The sequence below is a fragment of the Ensifer sp. Root278 genome (assembly GCF_001429285.1).
Lineage (GTDB): Bacteria > Pseudomonadota > Alphaproteobacteria > Rhizobiales > Rhizobiaceae > Ensifer.
On record NZ_LMJJ01000023.1, the window covers coordinates 15,207 to 31,707 of the forward strand.

General features: G+C 63.7%; 19 protein-coding genes. 9 read left to right on the top strand and 10 right to left on the bottom strand.

Annotated features, from left to right (window positions below; translation table 11 throughout):
* Positions 1 to 79: 79 nt before the first annotated feature.
* Together ASE60_RS16520 and ASE60_RS16525 are read left to right on the top strand one after the other, a co-directional pair.
* Positions 80 to 670: a VOC family protein gene (locus ASE60_RS16520; RefSeq protein WP_057251644.1), complete on the top strand. Its 591-nt coding sequence runs from the start codon at positions 80 to 82 to the stop codon at positions 668 to 670.
* Positions 671 to 763: 93 nt separating this feature from the next.
* Complete coding sequence (locus ASE60_RS16525; RefSeq protein ID WP_057251645.1) at positions 764 to 1,453, top strand: glutathione S-transferase family protein; 690 nt, start codon at positions 764 to 766, stop codon at positions 1,451 to 1,453.
* 28 nt (positions 1,454 to 1,481) lie between these two features.
* On the opposite strand, the gene ASE60_RS16530 is transcribed toward ASE60_RS16525, so the two are convergent.
* From ASE60_RS16530 to phnF, 3 genes are all read right to left on the bottom strand, one after another.
* Positions 1,482 to 2,108, bottom strand: coding sequence for a hypothetical protein (locus ASE60_RS16530; protein WP_057251646.1), 627 nt, complete (start codon positions 2,106 to 2,108; stop codon positions 1,482 to 1,484).
* A gap of 33 nt (positions 2,109 to 2,141) precedes the next feature.
* A complete protein-coding gene (locus ASE60_RS16535; protein ID WP_057251647.1) occupies positions 2,142 to 3,536 on the bottom strand; it encodes a selenium-binding family protein in 1,395 nt (464 codons plus the stop codon).
* A 160-nt stretch (positions 3,537 to 3,696) separates the two neighbouring features.
* Positions 3,697 to 4,428, bottom strand: a complete 732-nt coding sequence (gene phnF / locus ASE60_RS16540; protein ID WP_057251648.1) for a phosphonate metabolism transcriptional regulator PhnF — start codon at positions 4,426 to 4,428, stop codon at positions 3,697 to 3,699.
* Positions 4,429 to 4,536: 108 nt separating this feature from the next.
* Between phnF and phnG the strand changes: the two genes are divergently transcribed.
* The 3 genes from phnG to ASE60_RS16555 are packed head-to-tail and all read left to right on the top strand — an operon-like array spanning position 4,537 to position 6,725.
* The gene (gene phnG, locus ASE60_RS16545) at positions 4,537 to 5,004 is read left to right on the top strand and encodes a phosphonate C-P lyase system protein PhnG (protein ID WP_057251649.1); all 468 of its coding nucleotides are present in this window, start codon (positions 4,537 to 4,539) and stop codon (positions 5,002 to 5,004) included.
* Positions 5,004 to 5,612 carry a phosphonate C-P lyase system protein PhnH gene (gene phnH, locus ASE60_RS16550; protein WP_057251650.1) on the top strand — a complete coding sequence of 203 codons (609 nt, stop codon included), beginning with the start codon at positions 5,004 to 5,006 and terminating at the stop codon, positions 5,610 to 5,612. Before phnG ends, phnH begins: the two co-directional genes overlap by 1 nt.
* Before the next feature lie 3 nt (positions 5,613 to 5,615).
* Positions 5,616 to 6,725: a carbon-phosphorus lyase complex subunit PhnI gene (locus ASE60_RS16555; protein ID WP_057251651.1), complete on the top strand. Its 1,110-nt coding sequence runs from the start codon at positions 5,616 to 5,618 to the stop codon at positions 6,723 to 6,725.
* 32 nt (positions 6,726 to 6,757) lie between these two features.
* On the opposite strand, the gene ASE60_RS34620 is transcribed toward ASE60_RS16555, so the two are convergent.
* The gene (locus tag ASE60_RS34620) at positions 6,758 to 6,949 is read right to left on the bottom strand and encodes a hypothetical protein (protein WP_112997346.1); all 192 of its coding nucleotides are present in this window, start codon (positions 6,947 to 6,949) and stop codon (positions 6,758 to 6,760) included.
* A gap of 44 nt (positions 6,950 to 6,993) precedes the next feature.
* Here ASE60_RS34620 and ASE60_RS16560 point away from each other — a divergent pair, with 44 nt between their 5' ends.
* Genes ASE60_RS16560 through ASE60_RS16575 form a run of 4 tightly spaced genes read left to right on the top strand, consistent with a single transcriptional unit; the run spans position 6,994 to position 9,967 of the window.
* On the top strand, positions 6,994 to 7,872 hold the full coding sequence (locus ASE60_RS16560) for an alpha-D-ribose 1-methylphosphonate 5-phosphate C-P-lyase PhnJ (RefSeq protein ID WP_057251652.1): 879 nt from the start codon (positions 6,994 to 6,996) through the stop codon (positions 7,870 to 7,872).
* Positions 7,869 to 8,645, top strand: coding sequence for a phosphonate C-P lyase system protein PhnK (gene phnK, locus ASE60_RS16565; RefSeq protein WP_057251653.1), 777 nt, complete (start codon positions 7,869 to 7,871; stop codon positions 8,643 to 8,645). The genes ASE60_RS16560 and phnK overlap by 4 nt, the downstream gene beginning before the upstream one ends.
* A gap of 3 nt (positions 8,646 to 8,648) precedes the next feature.
* On the top strand, positions 8,649 to 9,356 hold the full coding sequence (gene phnL, locus ASE60_RS16570; RefSeq protein ID WP_057251654.1) for a phosphonate C-P lyase system protein PhnL: 708 nt from the start codon (positions 8,649 to 8,651) through the stop codon (positions 9,354 to 9,356).
* A complete protein-coding gene (locus tag ASE60_RS16575; RefSeq protein ID WP_057251655.1) occupies positions 9,353 to 9,967 on the top strand; it encodes a DapH/DapD/GlmU-related protein in 615 nt (204 codons plus the stop codon). Before phnL ends, ASE60_RS16575 begins: the two co-directional genes overlap by 4 nt.
* Before the next feature lie 55 nt (positions 9,968 to 10,022).
* Here ASE60_RS16575 and ASE60_RS16580 read toward each other — a convergent pair whose 3' ends face one another.
* The 6 genes from ASE60_RS16580 to ASE60_RS16605 form a co-directional block, all read right to left on the bottom strand.
* Entirely contained in the window at positions 10,023 to 10,619 is a 597-nt protein-coding gene (locus tag ASE60_RS16580; protein WP_057251656.1) for a DUF922 domain-containing Zn-dependent protease, read from the bottom strand.
* 186 nt (positions 10,620 to 10,805) lie between these two features.
* Entirely contained in the window at positions 10,806 to 11,330 is a 525-nt protein-coding gene (locus tag ASE60_RS16585) for a DUF992 domain-containing protein (protein ID WP_057251657.1), read from the bottom strand.
* A 377-nt stretch (positions 11,331 to 11,707) separates the two neighbouring features.
* A complete protein-coding gene (locus ASE60_RS16590) occupies positions 11,708 to 13,426 on the bottom strand; it encodes a dihydroxyacetone kinase family protein (protein ID WP_057251658.1) in 1,719 nt (572 codons plus the stop codon).
* Positions 13,427 to 13,439: 13 nt separating this feature from the next.
* Entirely contained in the window at positions 13,440 to 14,378 is a 939-nt protein-coding gene (locus ASE60_RS16595; RefSeq protein WP_057251659.1) for a sugar phosphate isomerase/epimerase family protein, read from the bottom strand.
* Positions 14,379 to 14,422: 44 nt separating this feature from the next.
* A complete protein-coding gene (locus tag ASE60_RS16600; protein WP_057251660.1) occupies positions 14,423 to 15,961 on the bottom strand; it encodes a tripartite tricarboxylate transporter permease in 1,539 nt (512 codons plus the stop codon).
* Between the two features lie 34 nt (positions 15,962 to 15,995).
* Positions 15,996 to 16,496 carry a tripartite tricarboxylate transporter TctB family protein gene (locus ASE60_RS16605; protein ID WP_057251661.1) on the bottom strand — a complete coding sequence of 167 codons (501 nt, stop codon included), beginning with the start codon at positions 16,494 to 16,496 and terminating at the stop codon, positions 15,996 to 15,998.
* Positions 16,497 to 16,501 lie beyond the last annotated feature (5 nt).

The window sequence follows — 16,501 nt, forward strand, 5'->3', positions numbered from 1 at the left end:
GACAATCGAGTGGAGCGGAAAAGGGTGAAACCAGATCCCGTTTCGTCCTGTGTCCTCCGCTTCACCTGGGAGGCCTTCGATGCGAAAACTGCAGTCGCAAGGGGTTCATCACATCACGCTCGTCGGCGCCGACCGACAGACGTCGATCGATTTCTGGGAGGGTCTTCTCGGCATGCCCTTCATTTTCGAGCAGCCGAATCTCGACCGGGCGAGCGAAAGCCATCTCTATTTCGACCCGGGCGATGGCCGCCTGATCACCATCTTCACCGACGAGAACCGCAAGCCCGATCCCGAGCGAACCCCGACGGACATCGGCTGTGTGCACCACATCGCCTTTGCCGTTTCGCGCGCGACCTTCACCCAAGCGGTGGAGCGGCTCGACGAGCGAAGTATCCGGCACAGCGGCGTCAAGGACCGCGGCTTCATGGACTCGATCTATTTCGAGGACCCGCTTGGGCTGCTGGTCGAGCTTGCCTCCTATCGCTTCGAGCCACCACCGGGCCACAGCCACGCCGAGGTGCTGATGGAAGCACACAAGGTCAGGGTCGCACGCGGCGACTACAATATCGCCGAGGTGCACCTGGCCGATGCGATCGAGACACTGATCGAGCGCGCACGGCCAACGCTGTCGTCCGACCGGGAGCCGAAGGATCCTTATCGGCCGCGATAAAGCGCGTCGTGGTCCACGCCTGTCGTTCAACGCACGCGACCGCGCCGGCGAGCGAGCCGGAACTGCGGGATCGCGAGCAAAGGGAGGAGTGACATGCCTGCAATCAAGCTCAACGTGATCAAGCCCAGCGTCAACAACATGACGGCGCGCGTCTTCCTGAGGGCAGCCAAGCTCGACTTCAGCGAACAGGATGTCTACGGCCAGACCCGGACGGCCGAATACCTGGCGAAGGCACCGTCGCATCTGACACCGATGGTGGAGACTGCGGACCTGCCCAAGGGAGCCCTATGGGAGAGTTGCGCGATCATGCAGTATCTCTGCAACAAGCACGGGCTCGACGAATTCTATCCGAGGGACCCCGAGGCCCGCGCCATGATCGATAGCGCGATGTTCTATCTGATCGGCACCTTCTACCCCTATCTCGCCCGGGCCACCTATCCGGCACTGAACTTCCCGCTCTATCCGGGCGAAGTTGGTTGCAGCGATGCGGATGCGGAGACCAAGGAGAAGGCGCGCCGCGCAGCAGTCGAAGCGCTTGCCGAGCCGCTCGACGTCTTTCGGGCGTTCTATATCGGCGACAAACCCTTCATCGGTGGTTCCACCCCCTCGATCGCTGACATCAGGCTTGCGGCGACCCTCGAATTCCTGGCGGCAATCGACTACTCGCTGCCGGACTGGGCGAAGACCTACGTCGCCAACATGGAAAAGACGCTCGGCAATGCCTACACCGAACCGGCGACCGATGTGCGCGGCTACATCAGTTACGTGAAGGCCCAAAGGTAGACGCTCCGCCGGCTGCCACGTAGCAGGCTCATTGAACGAGAAGCACGATACCGGTTGCACCCAGCGCCAGCGTCCAGAGGCGATCGAAGTTGATCCACGCCGAGCGGAGTGCCGCAAGGCCGAGCCATTCGAAGACGGCGAGCGCGACCGCGGCGACGACGGCCAGCATTGCTGCGCCATGAACCGCAACGGCGGCGAGCGCGACGGGAAGCGAACCTGCGATTGCGAGATCCCCGGGACTATCCGCCACGCAGAGGCTGAGGACCGCCGGCAGCAGCATCAGGCCCGCCCCGTGGCTCGTCGCCATCAGGAAGGACCAGAGGCCAAGGCCGGCCATGCTGGCGCGCATGCCAACTCTCACCCGATGGCGGTGTCCGTAAAGCGCGCCGTAGGCGGCGACGCTGAGTATGAGCAGCGCCGCGACAAGCCTGAAACTGTGCGGCTCCAGCGCCGCGCCGAATGTGACGACCACTGCCAGCGTCAGCGCGGCGGAGACGGCATGACCGGCAGCAATCGGAGCAAGTGACAACCACACGATCCGACGGTCCTGGCGGTGAAGTCCGAGCGCCACGGCAAAGAGCCAGCCCATCGCCGGATTGATGCCGTGAAAGGCACCGAGGGCGGCAATCGAAAGCCACGGCCAGAACGTCGTCATTCGCCCCGACAGGACTGCACGATCGTCCCCTCCCTACGGGTAGCAATAGGAGTCGGACGAGCAGTCACCGCCTTCGAGACGGACCTGATGCGGGCGATGGCCCTTCGGCCAGTCGACGAAGAAGTTTTCGTCGAAGGTGATGCCGCCACCGTCGGCGACGTCCAGTTTGACCATCCACCCGTCGATACCTTCGGGGTAGAACTGCGGATCGATGGCACCATAGAGCGAATTGGTGAAATAGACCCGCTTGCCGTCCCGGCTGATCTCCACCATCTGCGGCCCGCCATTCAGCGCTCCGTTCTTGGCCTTCGGATGGGATGCACGCGAAACGATGCCGCCGATCCGCACACGGCCCGTCTCCTTCGGCGCAAAGGGGTCAGAAACGTCGTACTGGATCATGTCGCCGGTGCCCCAGCAGGAAACGTAGAGGAACCGGTCGTCCATCGACAGGTCGATATCGGTGACGAGCGGCGCGACAGCGCTGAAGCCCTTGAGCACGGGGGGCAGCAAATCCGGATCGGCCGGCTCCGCCGGTATCTCGATCACCTTCTTCACCGCCCATCGGTCGCCGTCGCGATACCAGGTCCAGATCGACGCCGAGAGGTCCTTGAGGCTGATGACGCAGCCGACGAAGCCATAGGCCTTGGTCGGATCATGCGCAGGCCGCAGCTCGAAGACGAGCTGGTGCTCCTCGCCGAAATCGATCTCCTGCAGGTGCTTGCGCTTGTGTAGGTCCCAGAAGTGCAGCCGGCGGCCATATTTCGAACCGAGCAGCACCTCGGGAACCAGCCCGTTTTCGAACGTATCCGGCGTGCCCCATTCGCTGGTGATCAGCGTGTCATGGCCGAGATGCCACCAGAAATCATAGGCAAGCTTCTGCGGCCCACGATCCATTTCCCATTGGCCGAGCACATCGAAACTCTGGTGGTCCAGCAGGAAGATGCCGCCGGGCGCCTTGCCGTCACGATCCGCGAGCGCGTTGATGTAGATGCCTTCGGGACCGCAATGGGTGGTGTGCAGCCGCGAATAATTTGCCTTCTCGGCAATTTCCGAAGGCTCGATCACCCGCACGATCTTCGGATTGCGCGGGTCCGGCTTGGTGTCGATGATGTGCAGACGGGAGGACCTCAACCCCGGCACTACCAGATAGCGGCGCTCGACATGCGGATGCGGCGCATTGGGGCAAAGACAGGAAGAGCAAGCATTCCAGCCGAAATGGTGCAGTTCGTCGCCGACGTTCGGCATGTCGACCTGGCCGACGATCTGCGAATAGCTTGGCGACGCCGGATCGACGTCGACGACCGCAATCGCATCCGGCCGCTTCCGCTCGGGATCGAACGCCGCCACATAGGCGAGCGTTTCCTTGGGAGCCTTGGCCGCCATGCGCGGTGATGGATAGAAGGAAGGATCGGGTCGCCACGTCGCCATTGCCATTCTCCCCTACGAGAATTCTAAATGCGCGGTTCCTGATGCAGGTTCCGGTCATGCGGCAAAAACGCGTCGGAAATGCGGCCTATCCGCCACATTTCCCCGATGGAGTGCTTGAGGCCGGGTGCGGATCCTGTCGCCGTGGGCAGCCGGCGGCGTTCTATGTCTCAATCCGCAGTTTCATTCGGTCAGCGGCAAATCGGGTACGGGAATACTCCACTGGAGAGCCGTCGAGATCGGCATTCAGCGATTGCGCCTCGAGCACGATCGCGCCCGGCGAGAGCTTCAGCATCGAAAGCTCCTCCGCGTCGGCATGCCGGGCGACAATCTCGGTCGAGGCGCGGACATAGTCATCCAAGCCGTGGGCGGCGAAGGCCTTGGTGACGGAATGCAACCGTTCGAATTCTTCGGCCATGCGCGGAAAACGATGCGCAGGATAATAGCTCGAGGATACCGACAGCGGTCGGCCATCGCCGCTGCTGACGGTCCTGAGCTCGATCACCGTATCGCCCGGCGCAATGCCGAGTGCCTTTGCGATCTCGCCGTTTGCCGGCAATTCGCCGTGGCCGAGCAGCCTCGTGCCGATCTCCTTCACTTGGCGACCGAGCCCCTGCGAGAACCGCGTGCGCTTCGAGATCGGGTAGCTCACCCTTTCCTTGCGCTCGATCATCGTGCCGCGTCCCTGGACCGCGCGCACCAGTCCCTCTTCGGCAAGCGCCGCAAGCGCGCTTCTGACCGTGTGCCGGTTGACGCCGAATTCGCCCGCAAGCACCGTCTCAGGCGGCACCATGCCGGCCGCATCGTAGTCGCCATTGCTGATTGCCAGGCGGATCCGGTCGGCGATCTGCCGCCACAGAGCGACGCCGGTCTGGCGCTCCACCACTTTTCGCATTGCCGTGTCTTTTCGCATTGGCATGTCACAAGCCTGTCATTTGCGGACGTTATGGAAAAGTATAAGATGTACAGTTGTCTAGATCAATAGACATTTGAGGTGAAAATGATGGATGCGAAGCTGAAACAGGAAAGCCCGCCGGATCCGGCGCGCAAGAAAGCCATGGGACTGCTCGCTCGCGCGACCCTCGACGAGCTGAATGCTGCCTGGGAAGCGCTCGCCGACAAGCCGGACGTTCATCCGGTTCGCGGTCCGGAGACCGGCCTCGTCATGGTGCGTGGCCGCATCGGTGGCGGTGGCGATCCCTTCAACCTCGGCGAGGCGACGGTCTCGCGCGCGACCATCCGCCTTTCGAGCGGCGAGATCGGCCACGGGCAGCTGCTCGGTGCGGACCGGCAGCGCGCGCGGCTTGCAGCGATCTTCGACGCACTCGCCCAGCGCGAGGACGATCGCGCGAACGTCGATGCTCTGCTTCAACAAGTGGCGGACCGGCTGGCGCTGGAAGAACGCCGCAACGCCGAAGAGACTGCAGCAACCCGCGTCGACTTTTTCACCATGGTCCGGGGAGACGACTGATGGCCAGCCAATCGCAGATTTACGCCGGCGCCTTCGCAGATCCAGTCTTTGCCGCCCAATCCGTCTTCCGCGACCTGATGGAGGGTTTTGCCCGCCCAGGCGCGATCAAGCAGCTTTCGGCCAAGAGCACGCCGCCCGCGCCGCTCGGCGCCGCGGCCGGCGCCGTGGCATTGACGCTTTGTGACCATGACACGCCCGTCTGGCTGACGCCGTCGCTCGGGAAATCGGGCGTTCCGCAATGGATCGCTTTCCATACGGGCGCCGCAGTGACCGCCAGCAAGACCGAAGCCCGCTTCGCCTTCGTCGAAAAAAGCGCCGCCTTCCCAGGTTTCGACCAGTTCTCGCTCGGCACCCAGGAATACCCGGATCGTTCGACGACGCTCGTCATTGAAGTCGAGGCGCTGACCGGCGGCCGGGCACTCACCGCCAAGGGGCCCGGCATCAAGGACGAGACGGAAGTCGCCGTGAAGGGGCTGCCGGAAGTCTTCCTCGAATTCTGGACCGCCAACCGCGCAATCTTTCCGCGCGGCGTCGATCTCGTGCTGACGGCCGGAGAGGAACTGCTCTGCCTGCCGCGCACAACCCGTCTTTCGCTGAAGGAGGCGTGACCCATGTATGTAGCCGTCAAGGGCGGGGAAGCCGCCATTGCCAATGCGCACCGCCTTCTCGCCGACCGCCGCCGCGGTGACCGAAACCTGCCCTCAATCACCATCGAACAGATAGTCGAGCAACTCGGACTTGCCGTCGACCGGGTGATGGCGGAAGCCTCGCTCTACGATCGCGCGCTTGCGGCTCTAGCAGTTCGCCAGGCACGCGGCGATATGATCGAAGCGATCTTCATCCTCCGCGCCTACCGCACGACGCTGCCGCGCTTTGGCTACTCCGAGCCGGTCGACACCGCCAACATGAAGATCGAGCGCCGCGTATCGGCGACCTACAAGGATCTGCCCGGTGGACAATTGCTGGGGCCGACCTTCGACTACACCCACCGCCTGCTCGATCCTTCGCTGATCGCCGACGAGACCGTCGCAGAGCCGGCGGTCAAGGAACCCGGCGAACACGTCATGCGCGTCTCCGACATTCTCGACGGCGAAGGCCTGATCGAGGGCGACGGCCAGATGCCCGAAGGTCATGTCATGGGCGACCTTACCCGCGAGCCGATGGAGTTTCCGATGGCCCGCGACCTGCGCCTGCAGGCGCTCGCCCGCGGCGACGAAGGCTTCCTGCTGGCGCTCGCCTATTCGACCCAGCGCGGCTATGGCCGCACCCATCCCTTCGTCGGCGAAGTGCGCATCGGCGAAGTGGAGGTCGAGCTCGATCTTCCGGAACTCGGCTTTGCCGTCTCGCTCGGCACGATCCGCGTCACCGAATGCCAGATGGTCAACCAGTTCATGGGTTCGGCCAAGCAGCCGCCTCAGTTCACCCGCGGCTACGGCCTCGTTTTCGGCCAGAGTGAACGTAAGGCGATGTCGATGTCGCTGGTCGACCGGGCGCTGAGAACCGACGAGTTCAGCGAGGACATCGTTGCGCCGGCCCAGGATCAGGAATTCGTCATCTCGCACGCCGACAACGTTCAGGCGACCGGCTTCGTCGAGCACCTGAAGCTGCCGCACTATGTCGACTTCCAGGCCGAACTGGACCTCGTCCGGCGCATGCGCCGCGACTACGAGGCGGCCAACGCCGGCGACACGGCGAAGGAACAACGGGAGGCGGCCGAATGATCGGGCAAACCGCATGGACGCACGGTGACCGTTCAGTCGCCGCCGCCATCTCCACCGCCGCAATCGCCGCCACTGTCACCGGCAAAGACGACGCCGGCATCGCCGGAACCATCGTCCTTGCGCGCCTTGGCGTCCGGCTCGCGCCGGGCATTGCGGGCGGCCCAGAACAGGGCGGCCACCACCACCGCGACGATCACAACCACCCAGAAAACTATCTCGCTCAAATCCTGACCCCATCCGCGGTCGACACACTCAAGGGTAATCGGCGATGAACGACCTTGCTACTTATAATTTCGCCTATCTGGACGAACAGACGAAACGCATGATCCGCCGCGCCATCCTGAAGGCGATCGCGATCCCCGGGTACCAGGTCCCCTTCGCCTCACGCGAAATGCCGATGCCCTATGGCTGGGGCACCGGCGGCGTCCAGGTCACCGCTTCGATCCTCGGGCCGGAAGACGTGCTGAAGGTCATCGACCAGGGCGCCGACGACACCACCAACGCCGTCTCGATCCGCGCCTTCTTCCAGAAGGTCGCCAATGTCGCCGTCACCACCCGGACAAAGGAGGCGACGATCATCCAGACGCGCCACCGTATTCCCGAGGAAAAGCTCTCGGAAGGCCAGACGCTCGTCTACCAGGTGCCGATCCCGGAACCCTTGCGCTTCCTCGAACCGCGCGAGACCGAAACACGCAAGATGCACGCGCTTGAGGAATACGGGCTGATGCATGTGAAGCTCTACGAGGACATCGCCCGCAACGGCCATATCGCCACGACCTATGCCTATCCGGTCAAGGTCGAGGGCCGTTACGTCATGGACCCTTCGCCGACACCGAAGTTCGACAATCCGAAGATGCACATGTCGGAGGCGCTGCAGTTGTTCGGCGCCGGCCGCGAAAAACGCATCTATGCGGTGCCACCCTACACCGACGTCGTCAGCCTCGACTTCGACGACCATCCGTTCGAGATCCAGAGCTTCGACAAGCCCTGCGCACTCTGTGGTGCCGAGGACGTCTATCTCGACGAGGTCATCCTCGACGACAAGGGCGGGCGCATGTTCGTCTGCTCCGACACCGATCATTGCGAAGACCGCCGCGCCTGCGGCCATGCAGGTCACATGCTCGCCCGAAAGGAGGCCGCAGAATGAGTACCCTCCCGCTTCTGAAAGTGAACGACGTCTCGAAGTTCTACGGAAGCCGCATCGGCTGCCGCAACGTCTCCTTCGAGCTTTACGCGGGCGAAGTGCTCGCCATCGTCGGCGAATCCGGCTCCGGCAAGACGACGTTGCTCTCGTGCCTCTCGACCCGGCTGATGCCGACCTCGGGTATCGTCGAGTACCATATGCGCGACGGTCAGTACCGTGATCTTGCCCGCATGGGCGAATCGGAACGCCGCTTCCTGATGCGCACCGACTGGGGCTTCGTTCATCAGAACCCGGCCGATGGCCTGCGCATGACGGTCTCGGCCGGCGCCAATGTCGGCGAACGACTGATGGCCGTCGGCGATCGTCACTATGGCAACATTCGCGCCACCGCCAGCGACTGGCTGGAGCGGGTGGAAATCGGCGTCGATCGCATCGACGACCAGCCGCGCGCCTTCTCCGGCGGCATGCGCCAGCGCCTGCAGATCGCCCGCAACCTCGTCACCTCCCCACGCCTCGTCTTCATGGACGAGCCGACCGGCGGTCTCGACGTGTCGGTGCAGGCACGCTTGCTCGACCTGGTGCGCGGGCTCGTGCATGACCTCGGCCTTGCCGCTGTTATCGTCACCCACGACCTTGCCGTCGCCCGCCTGCTTTCACACCGCATGATGGTGATGAAGGATGGCGCAGTCATCGAACAGGGACTGACCGACCGGGTGCTCGACGATCCGCGCGAGCCCTATACCCAGCTCCTCGTCTCCTCGATCTTGCAGGTGTAAATCATGGCTACGCCCCTCGTTGTTTCCGAAGTCGCAAAAAGCTTCACCATGCACCTGCGCGACGGCGTCCGCCGGCCCGTCGTCGCCAACGTCTCCTTCTCGGTCAAGGCAGGCGAGTGCGTTGTTCTCGGCGGCCCCTCCGGCGTCGGCAAGAGCTCGATCCTGAAAATGCTCTACGGCAATTACGGCGTGGACGAAGGCCAGATCCTGATGGATCACGACGGCAAGCTGGTAAACCTGGCAACGGCCGAGCCGCGCACCGTGCTTGAGGTCCGGCGCACGACGCTCGGTTATGTCAGCCAGTTCCTGCGTGTCGTGCCCCGTGTCTCCGCTCTCGACATCGTCGCGGAACCCTTGCAGGCCCGCGGCACCCCGATCGAAGAGGCGCGTGCGCACGCGGCGGAACTCTTAAGCAAGCTCAACCTGCCGCGCGAACTCTGGAGCCTGCCACCAGCCACCTTCTCCGGCGGCGAGCAGCAGCGCGTCAACATCGCCCGCGGCTTCATCACCGACCACAGGATCCTGCTGCTCGACGAGCCGACCGCATCGCTCGACGCCAAGAACAGGGCCGTCGTCGTCGAACTGATCGCTGAGAAGAAGGCGAAGGGTACGGCGCTGATCGGCATCTTCCACGATGAGGAGGTCCGCGACGCCGTTGCCGACCGCATTCTCGACGTCTCGGCCTTCTCGCCGCGAAAGGCTGCCGCATGAGCCAGAAGCTTGGGCTCGAGCCCTTCATCCATCCGACGGCGAGCGTCAACAATTCGACGTTCGGCCGCTATACTGAAGTGCAGGAGCGTTCGCGGCTCGACGAGGTCGAGTTCGGCGACTATTCCTACATCATGCAGGACGGCTCGATCTGGTGCGCGACGATCGGCAAGTTCGTCAACATCGCCGCCGCCGTGCGCATCAACGCCACCAATCATCCGACCTGGCGCGCGACGCTGCACCACTTCACCTACCGCGCACCGAACTATTGGGATGATACCGAACTCGACCACGACCTCTTCGCCTGGCGACGATCGAACCGGGTGACGATCGGTCACGACGTCTGGATCGGCCACGGCGCCACCATCCTGCCTGGCGTCACCGTCGGCAATGGCGCGGTGATCGGCGCCGGCGCCGTCGTCTCCAAGGATGTCGAGCCCTACACCATCGTCGGCGGCGTCCCCGCGAAGCTCATCCGCAGCCGTTTCAACGAAGGTATTGGCGAGCGGTTGGACACGCTCGCCTGGTGGGACTGGGACCACCAGCGCCTGCGCCGCGCGCTTGACGATTTCCGCGAACTGACGGCCGAGGAATTTCTGGTGCGCTACGCATAAGTGATCAGGCGCCGAGCGCAGGTTCGGCGCCCTCTCGAGCTGAGAACGAGGCGATCTACGGCCCGTTCACCAGTCTCAGAATCAACTGGTGGATATTGCCGCCGTCGGTGAGCTCAACCTGGTCGAAGTCGCGGCTGCGCTGGCGTTGTGCCTGCGAGAGCGCGCCGAGGCGCTTGGTCATTTCGGTCCTGATCTTGCGGCACTTCGGATCATCGGGGACGGTGAGCCCCAAGGTCGCGCCTTCGATCGCGCGCACCATTTCCTTGATGAAATCCCCGTGCACGAGTTCGTGCTTGCGCACCCCGTCGATGAAGATGTCCCAATTTTCGCGTGTGCCCGCAGGCAGAGGCTTCGCGGGCTTCGGCAGGGTATAGGTGATGATCAGCTTCGGCTTTGCCGTCGTCAGCACGCAGGCGCCTGCCTGTTCTTCGTACTTCCGCGTCCAGGTCAGCTTGAAATTGGTATGGGCGATCGCCCGGCCAATTCCGGCCTTCGGCCCGCGCTCGCCGATCGAAGCATAAAGGCCCGCGCCCGTCTGCCCTTCGATGACATAGGGCGCTTCCTTCTCGACCGCCAGCCACTCGGCAAACGCACTGCGCGGCGTGGACGCGAGGCAAAGGGCAACCACGCCCAGACAAAGGCTTTTGTTCAATCCAAACCTCGACGTTCGCCCCTTACGGCGCACAACTCTACCAGCCTTCCTTAAACGGGAATCGGCGGATGGCAACAGTTCAAGTGCAAAGGCACCGCAGCCCAATCTGAGCCGCGGTGCCCTTGTCGTTTATCCGATCGTGTCGAGCCAGTTGCGGGAGGGGTCAACAGGCCGACGATAACGACCTTAGTTGACGGCAGTCAGCGTCATCGATGTGCCGGTGGCCGCAAGGTTGAGGCCGATCTGCCCGGTCACGCTGACCGTCTGCAGATGGATCGAACCGGAAGTGCCGCCAACGAGGATGTTGGCGCCAATGCCGGCGCCGACAGTCGCTTCGGCGGTTGCACCCTGATAGAGGCCACCGAGCGAGCCGCGGTGGTAGCCAGCGGTAGGCGCGAATACGGCCCAGATCAGGCGGCTTTGAGTCGTGAAGCCGACATCGACGCCCATCTTGCGGATGGCGCCGGCGTAATGGTCAGAAGCCTCAGCCCCCATCGTCGAGCGGAAGACGCAATCGACTTCCTTGGCAGAACCGAGCACATAGCCGACGCCGCCGGCGATGTTGCAATCGAGGTAGCCGATCTTGACGCCGTTGCTGGTGTCCGGCTCCGGTTGCGGTTGTACTGTCGCGAGATCGGCTGCGTTTGCGGCCATCGCGCCAGCGAGAACCAGAGACGCTGCGGACACCTTCACGGCAAAACTCTTTTTCATTCTTGTCTCCTTCTCGGAACTTCAGAAATCATTGGCAGTTAACCGGCGGCACACGAACTCAAGCACTTAGCGCACGCTGCAGGAAAGACGAGCCATAGCCCGCGATCCGGCAATTCCGTGGCAGATATTCGTTAGCCGAGAAAATTGATGGGGTTTTCCCAACAATGACCGGAGATTGTGTTGAAAAAGCCACGGCCGACGGTATCGGCACGCCCTCCCGGAAGCCAGAACCGCACCGACGGGAGCAATTCGGCGAGAAACGGGCGGTTCGCGCGCGCGAAAGGAAAGAGAGAGAGAGAGAGAGAGAGAGAGAGAGAGAGAGAGAGAGAGAGACGAACGGGCGGCACTGCGGCCACCCGATCGGAAGGTTGAGCGCCTCAGGCCTTCGCCGATTGCAGCAGGAACCCGCCGGCAATTCGCGCCGTCAACGCCAGCGAGACGGCGCCGGCGTCGGGGTGACCGATGCTCTTTTCGGCGAGCGGACGGGCGCGGCCAAGCTTCGGCGTCAGGCTGGAAGTCGCCTCTGCGGCGGCGGTCGCGGCCTTGGCGGCAGCCTGCCACGCCTCGATCAGACGCTTGCCGGCGGCAAACTCACGCTCCAGGGTTTCGACAAAGGGCACCAGCGCATCGACGAGAGTCTTGTCGCCGACGCGTGCACGGCCGAGGCGCGTGACGCCATCGAGGGCGCGGCGTGCGCCATCGACGATGGTGGCGTCCGAGGGCGCCGTCTCGTCGTCGAAAGCATTGCTCCACGAACGCAGCAACAGACCCCAGATCGCACCCGACGTGCCGCCGGCGCGATCCGCCCAGGCATCGCCCGCCGCTGCCAGGACGCTTGCAGCGCCGGCGCCGGCCGCGACCGCCGTCTTTGCCGCCTCGTCGGCTGCGGCGGAACCGCGGCGCATGCCCTGACCGTGGTCGCCATCACCGGCGAAGGCGTCGATACGGCCGAGTTCGTCTTCCGCCTCCTTCAACGCTTCGGCAATCTCGCCAATCAGTCGGGCAATGCACTTGCCGCTCTCCTTCGAAGCATCGGATGCGGGGGCAAACATCTGCGGGCCGTCCTCGACCTTGATCTCTTCGGTCGCGGGCTCGGCCGCGATGATCGCGCCCTTGCGCAGCACCGGCGCATCGCACGGCGCGCGCCAATAGGTCTCAAGCTCATCGTTCAGCCACATCAGCGTTAGCGAGCAGCCCTGCATGTCCAGGCTGGTGACGAATTCGCCGCATTCGGGATCGACGATCTCGAGGCCGGCCGCCTTCAGTTCCTTCTCGACCGCGACCCAAAGCACGAAGAGTTCCTCGTATTTCGTCGAGCCGAGACCGTTCAGGACAGGCGCAACTTTGCGGACATCCGCCGGGCGTTCGGCCAGCAGCTTGCCGACCAGAAGCTTGGCGAACTCGCTCGCCGAAACCATCTTTTCTTCGCAGATGCCCGGCTCGCCGTGGATGCCGAGGCCAAGCGCCATCTCGCCCTTCGGCACGGCAAAGAGCGGTGCCTTGGCGCCCGGAAGCGTACAGCCGCCAAAGGCCACGCCGAAAGAAACGGTGCGGTCGTTGGCAAGGCGAGTGACGCGCTCGACCTGATCCAGGTTAAGGCCGGCTTCGGCAGCAGCGCCCGCGATCTTGAAGACCACGAGGTCGCCGGCAATACCGCGGCGCTTGGAAGGCGTTTCAGCGGAAGCGCTGGCAACGTCGTCCGTCACCGGCACGATGCGCACGTCGATGCCTTCAGCGCGCAGGCGCTCGGCAGCGACGCCGAAGTTCAGGACGTCACCGGCGTAGTTGCCGAAACCGAGCAGCACGCCACCGCCCTGATCGGCCTGGCGGCAGACGCGGGCAACGGCCGCGGTCGAGGGAGAAGCGAAGACATCGCCGGCAACGGCGGCATCCGCCATGCCCGGGCCGACATAGCCGGCAAAAGCGGGGTAGTGCCCGGAGCCGCCGCCGATGACGACAGCGACCTTGCCCTTCGGCACCTGGGTCGAGCGAACGACACCGCCCTTCACGAGACGGACGTTGCGCGCGTAAATCGAACTGAAGCCGGCAAGCGCGGTCGTGGCGAACTCTTCCGGTGCGTCAAAGATTGTGGTCATCGCGTCTCTTCCCTTATTCGCGAGGCAGAATGCGCCTCAGATAGTCCCGGTTGGCAGCGCTGACGGAGAGGCCGTCGCCGCCGTAATGTTCGCAGAGGAACGGGCTGTTGAAGCCGTGGGCAAGCGCCATTCGGATCGCGGCGCGGTAGTTGATCACACCGAACTCCAGCGGCGCAGGATGGGTAACGATCAGGCCCGACGTTTCGTCCTCGGTGCGGTAGTAGTTCTTGACGTGCCAATACTTCGCGAAGGGAGCAACCTTGGCCATCATCTGCTGCCAGTGCTCGACCGGACGGTGCAGGCGAACGAGGTTGCCCAGATCGGCATTGATGCCGACGTTCGGCAAGCCGACATCGGTGACGAAGCGCACGGCACTGTCGGCCGAGCCGATATAGGTATCCTCGTACATTTCGAGCGCCAGCTCGATGCCGAGTTCCTCGGCATGACGGCCAAGATCACGAATACGCTGAACGGCCTTCTGCCAGGTGGCGGGCTCGTCGGGGTTCTTGACGCCATCGACGGTCCAGAACCACAGCGCCTTCTTCTGCGCGTCAGTCAGCGGGCCAAAAAAGCCGAAGGAAACGGAGCCCGCACCGATGGCGGCCGCTGTTTCAATGACCCGGTGGCCGTAGGCAAGATACTCGTCGCCATGCTCCGGGTCGATCACGCTGCGCCGCGCAGTCGAGATCGCCGGCATGGTGAGGCCGAGGTCATGGGCGAGCTTGACGAAGCTGTCGAGCCGATCCGGCGAAAGGTCAGCAAGCCGGATCCAGCTGTCGGTGGGGTCGAGTTCGGTGAAGCCGGCATCGACCACATCGGCGAGCGTTTCTGCCCATTGCTCGACCGATTGCTCCTGCACCGAACTGCCGTCGGCCAGCACGTTTGGATATTGGATCATGGCGGCCGCGATCGGCCAGGTTTCACGGGTCCATTTGCGCGATGTGTTCGCCATGACCTTCCTCGTCGTCTCTGGATGTTGGGGGTGCGGCGGCTCCGTCAAGCCGCCGCGCTGCCGTCACCATGCGGGGCATCCGCATTATGCTTGCGCTTGCGAACCAGGCCGATCAGCCCGAAGACAAGCGGCGACAGCAGGAGTGCAAGAGCGAGCGCCATCAGAGAGGAAACCAGCGGGTTCGACCAGAAGATATCGAGGGTGCCGCCTGAAAGCAGCATCGACTGGCGGAAGGCATCCTCGGCCTTGTCGCCGAGCACCATGGCAAGCACCAGCGGCGCCAGCGGGTACTCGAGCTTCTTGAAGACATAGCCGAGCACGCCGAAGCCGATGACCAGGAAGATGTCGGAGACCGAGTTTGCCACCTGGTAGGCGCCGGAGAAGATGACGGCGACGATAATCGGGCCAATGATCGCAAAGGGCACGCGCAGGATCGAGGCGTAGAGCGGCACGGTGGCGATCACCAGGAACACGGCGACGACGTTGCCGAGATACATCGAGGCAATCAGGCCCCAGACGAAGTCCGGCCGCTCGGTAAAGAGCATCGGGCCGGGCGTCAGACCCCAGATCATCAGGCCGCCCATCATGACGGCGGCCGTTGCCGAGCCGGGAACGCCGAGCGCCAGCATCGGCAGCAGCGCCGAGGTACCGGCGGAGTGGTCGGCGGTTTCCGGTGCCACGACGCCACGCGGATCGCCCTTGCCGAACTTCGACTTGTCGCGCGCCGAGCGACGGGCAACGCCGTAGCTCATGAAAGAGGCCGCCGTCGGGCCGGCAGGCGTGATGCCCATCCAGATGCCGATGATCGTCGAGCGCAGGATCGTGAACCAGTAGCGTGGGATCTCGATCAACGTGCGGCCGATCTCGACGAGCTTGACGCGCGCCTTGATGCCCTCGAATCGCAGGCCTTCTTCCGTGGTCAGCAAGAGTTCGCCGATGCCGAAGAGGCCCATGACGGCGATCAGGAAGCTGACGCCCTTGATCAGGGTCGGGATATCGAAGGTAAGCCGCAGGTCACCGGAGATCGTGTCCATGCCGACGGAGGCAAGCGCAAAGCCGAGCATCATCGACACGAGCGTCTTGAACGGCGATTGCGCACCCATGGAAATGAAGCTGGCGAAGGCCAGGAAATAGACCGCGAAATATTCCGGGGACGAAAAGCGAAGCGCGAAGTTCGCGACCCAGCCGGAGAGCAGCGTGATCATGACGACGCCGGCGAGCGCGCCGATGCCGGCAGACACGAAGGCGAGCGTCAGCGCCCGGCTTGCCTGCCCGGCTTTCGCCATCGGATAGCCGTCGAAGGTCGTCGCGACCGACGAAGGTTCGCCGGGAATGTTGAAGAGGATCGATGTGGTCGACCCGCCGAAGAGTGCGCCCCAGTACATGCAGGAGAGCAGGATGATGGCGGAGATCGGATCCATCGAGAAGGTCAGCGGCAACAGCAGCGACACGCCGTTCGGCGCGCCGAGGCCCGGCAGCACGCCGACGAGAATGCCGAGCGTGACGCCGACCATCATCAGCAGGATATGGTTCCAGCTGAGGATGTGGCCGAAGCCATCGATCAGAAGACCGATATTTTCCATGTCATTCCTCCCGGGAAAGCGTGGGCGGTCGGGATCAGTAGATCCCGAACCAGGCCTCGACCGGTCCCTTGAGCAGGGGAACCTTGAAGCCGATCTCGAATACGATGAAGAAGAACAGCGAAACGGCGACGCCGGACGGCAACGCGATCCACCATTTGTAGCGCCCCTGGAAGAGCATCGTGCCGGCGATGTAGAGCGCCGTGCCGACATAGAGGCCGAGCCAGGCGGAAACGCCGGCAAAGGCGATCAGCGGCAACAGAAACGACGAGACCACCTTGGCACGGTGACCGTCGATGAAGATCTCACCCGTGCCGCGATGCTTGACGAAAGCGTGGATCGCATTCACGGCGCTTCCGAGAAGGATCAGAAGGCCGACATAGAAGGGAAAATAACCGGCTTCCGGCCCGAATTCGGTCCATCCCGCACCGATATCGAGGGACCCGTAGCAGACCGCCGCGCCAAAGGCGCCGGTCAGCGCAGCAACGCCAAGCTCAACCGCGAAGCGGGAGACCCCATTCGCACCGTTCTCGCTCATGATCG

Bases quoted from the DNA above. Each gene is read 5' to 3' on its own strand.
- ASE60_RS16520 (WP_057251644.1), top strand. From the start codon at position 80: ATGCGAAAACTGCAGTCGCAAGGGGTTCATCACATCACGCTCGTCGGC.
- ASE60_RS16525 (WP_057251645.1), top strand. From the start codon at position 764: ATGCCTGCAATCAAGCTCAACGTGATCAAGCCCAGCGTCAACAACATG.
- ASE60_RS16530 (WP_057251646.1), bottom strand. From the start codon at position 2,108: ATGACGACGTTCTGGCCGTGGCTTTCGATTGCCGCCCTCGGTGCCTTT.
- ASE60_RS16535 (WP_057251647.1), bottom strand. From the start codon at position 3,536: ATGGCGACGTGGCGACCCGATCCTTCCTTCTATCCATCACCGCGCATG.
- phnF (WP_057251648.1), bottom strand. From the start codon at position 4,428: ATGCGAAAAGTGGTGGAGCGCCAGACCGGCGTCGCTCTGTGGCGGCAG.
- phnG (WP_057251649.1), top strand. From the start codon at position 4,537: ATGGATGCGAAGCTGAAACAGGAAAGCCCGCCGGATCCGGCGCGCAAG.
- phnH (WP_057251650.1), top strand. From the start codon at position 5,004: ATGGCCAGCCAATCGCAGATTTACGCCGGCGCCTTCGCAGATCCAGTC.
- ASE60_RS16555 (WP_057251651.1), top strand. From the start codon at position 5,616: ATGTATGTAGCCGTCAAGGGCGGGGAAGCCGCCATTGCCAATGCGCAC.
- ASE60_RS16560 (WP_057251652.1), top strand. From the start codon at position 6,994: ATGAACGACCTTGCTACTTATAATTTCGCCTATCTGGACGAACAGACG.
- phnK (WP_057251653.1), top strand. From the start codon at position 7,869: ATGAGTACCCTCCCGCTTCTGAAAGTGAACGACGTCTCGAAGTTCTAC.
- phnL (WP_057251654.1), top strand. From the start codon at position 8,649: ATGGCTACGCCCCTCGTTGTTTCCGAAGTCGCAAAAAGCTTCACCATG.
- ASE60_RS16575 (WP_057251655.1), top strand. From the start codon at position 9,353: ATGAGCCAGAAGCTTGGGCTCGAGCCCTTCATCCATCCGACGGCGAGC.
- ASE60_RS16585 (WP_057251657.1), bottom strand. From the start codon at position 11,330: ATGAAAAAGAGTTTTGCCGTGAAGGTGTCCGCAGCGTCTCTGGTTCTC.
- ASE60_RS16590 (WP_057251658.1), bottom strand. From the start codon at position 13,426: ATGACCACAATCTTTGACGCACCGGAAGAGTTCGCCACGACCGCGCTT.
- ASE60_RS16595 (WP_057251659.1), bottom strand. From the start codon at position 14,378: ATGGCGAACACATCGCGCAAATGGACCCGTGAAACCTGGCCGATCGCG.
- ASE60_RS16600 (WP_057251660.1), bottom strand. From the start codon at position 15,961: ATGGAAAATATCGGTCTTCTGATCGATGGCTTCGGCCACATCCTCAGC.
- ASE60_RS16605 (WP_057251661.1), bottom strand. From the start codon at position 16,496: ATGAGCGAGAACGGTGCGAATGGGGTCTCCCGCTTCGCGGTTGAGCTT.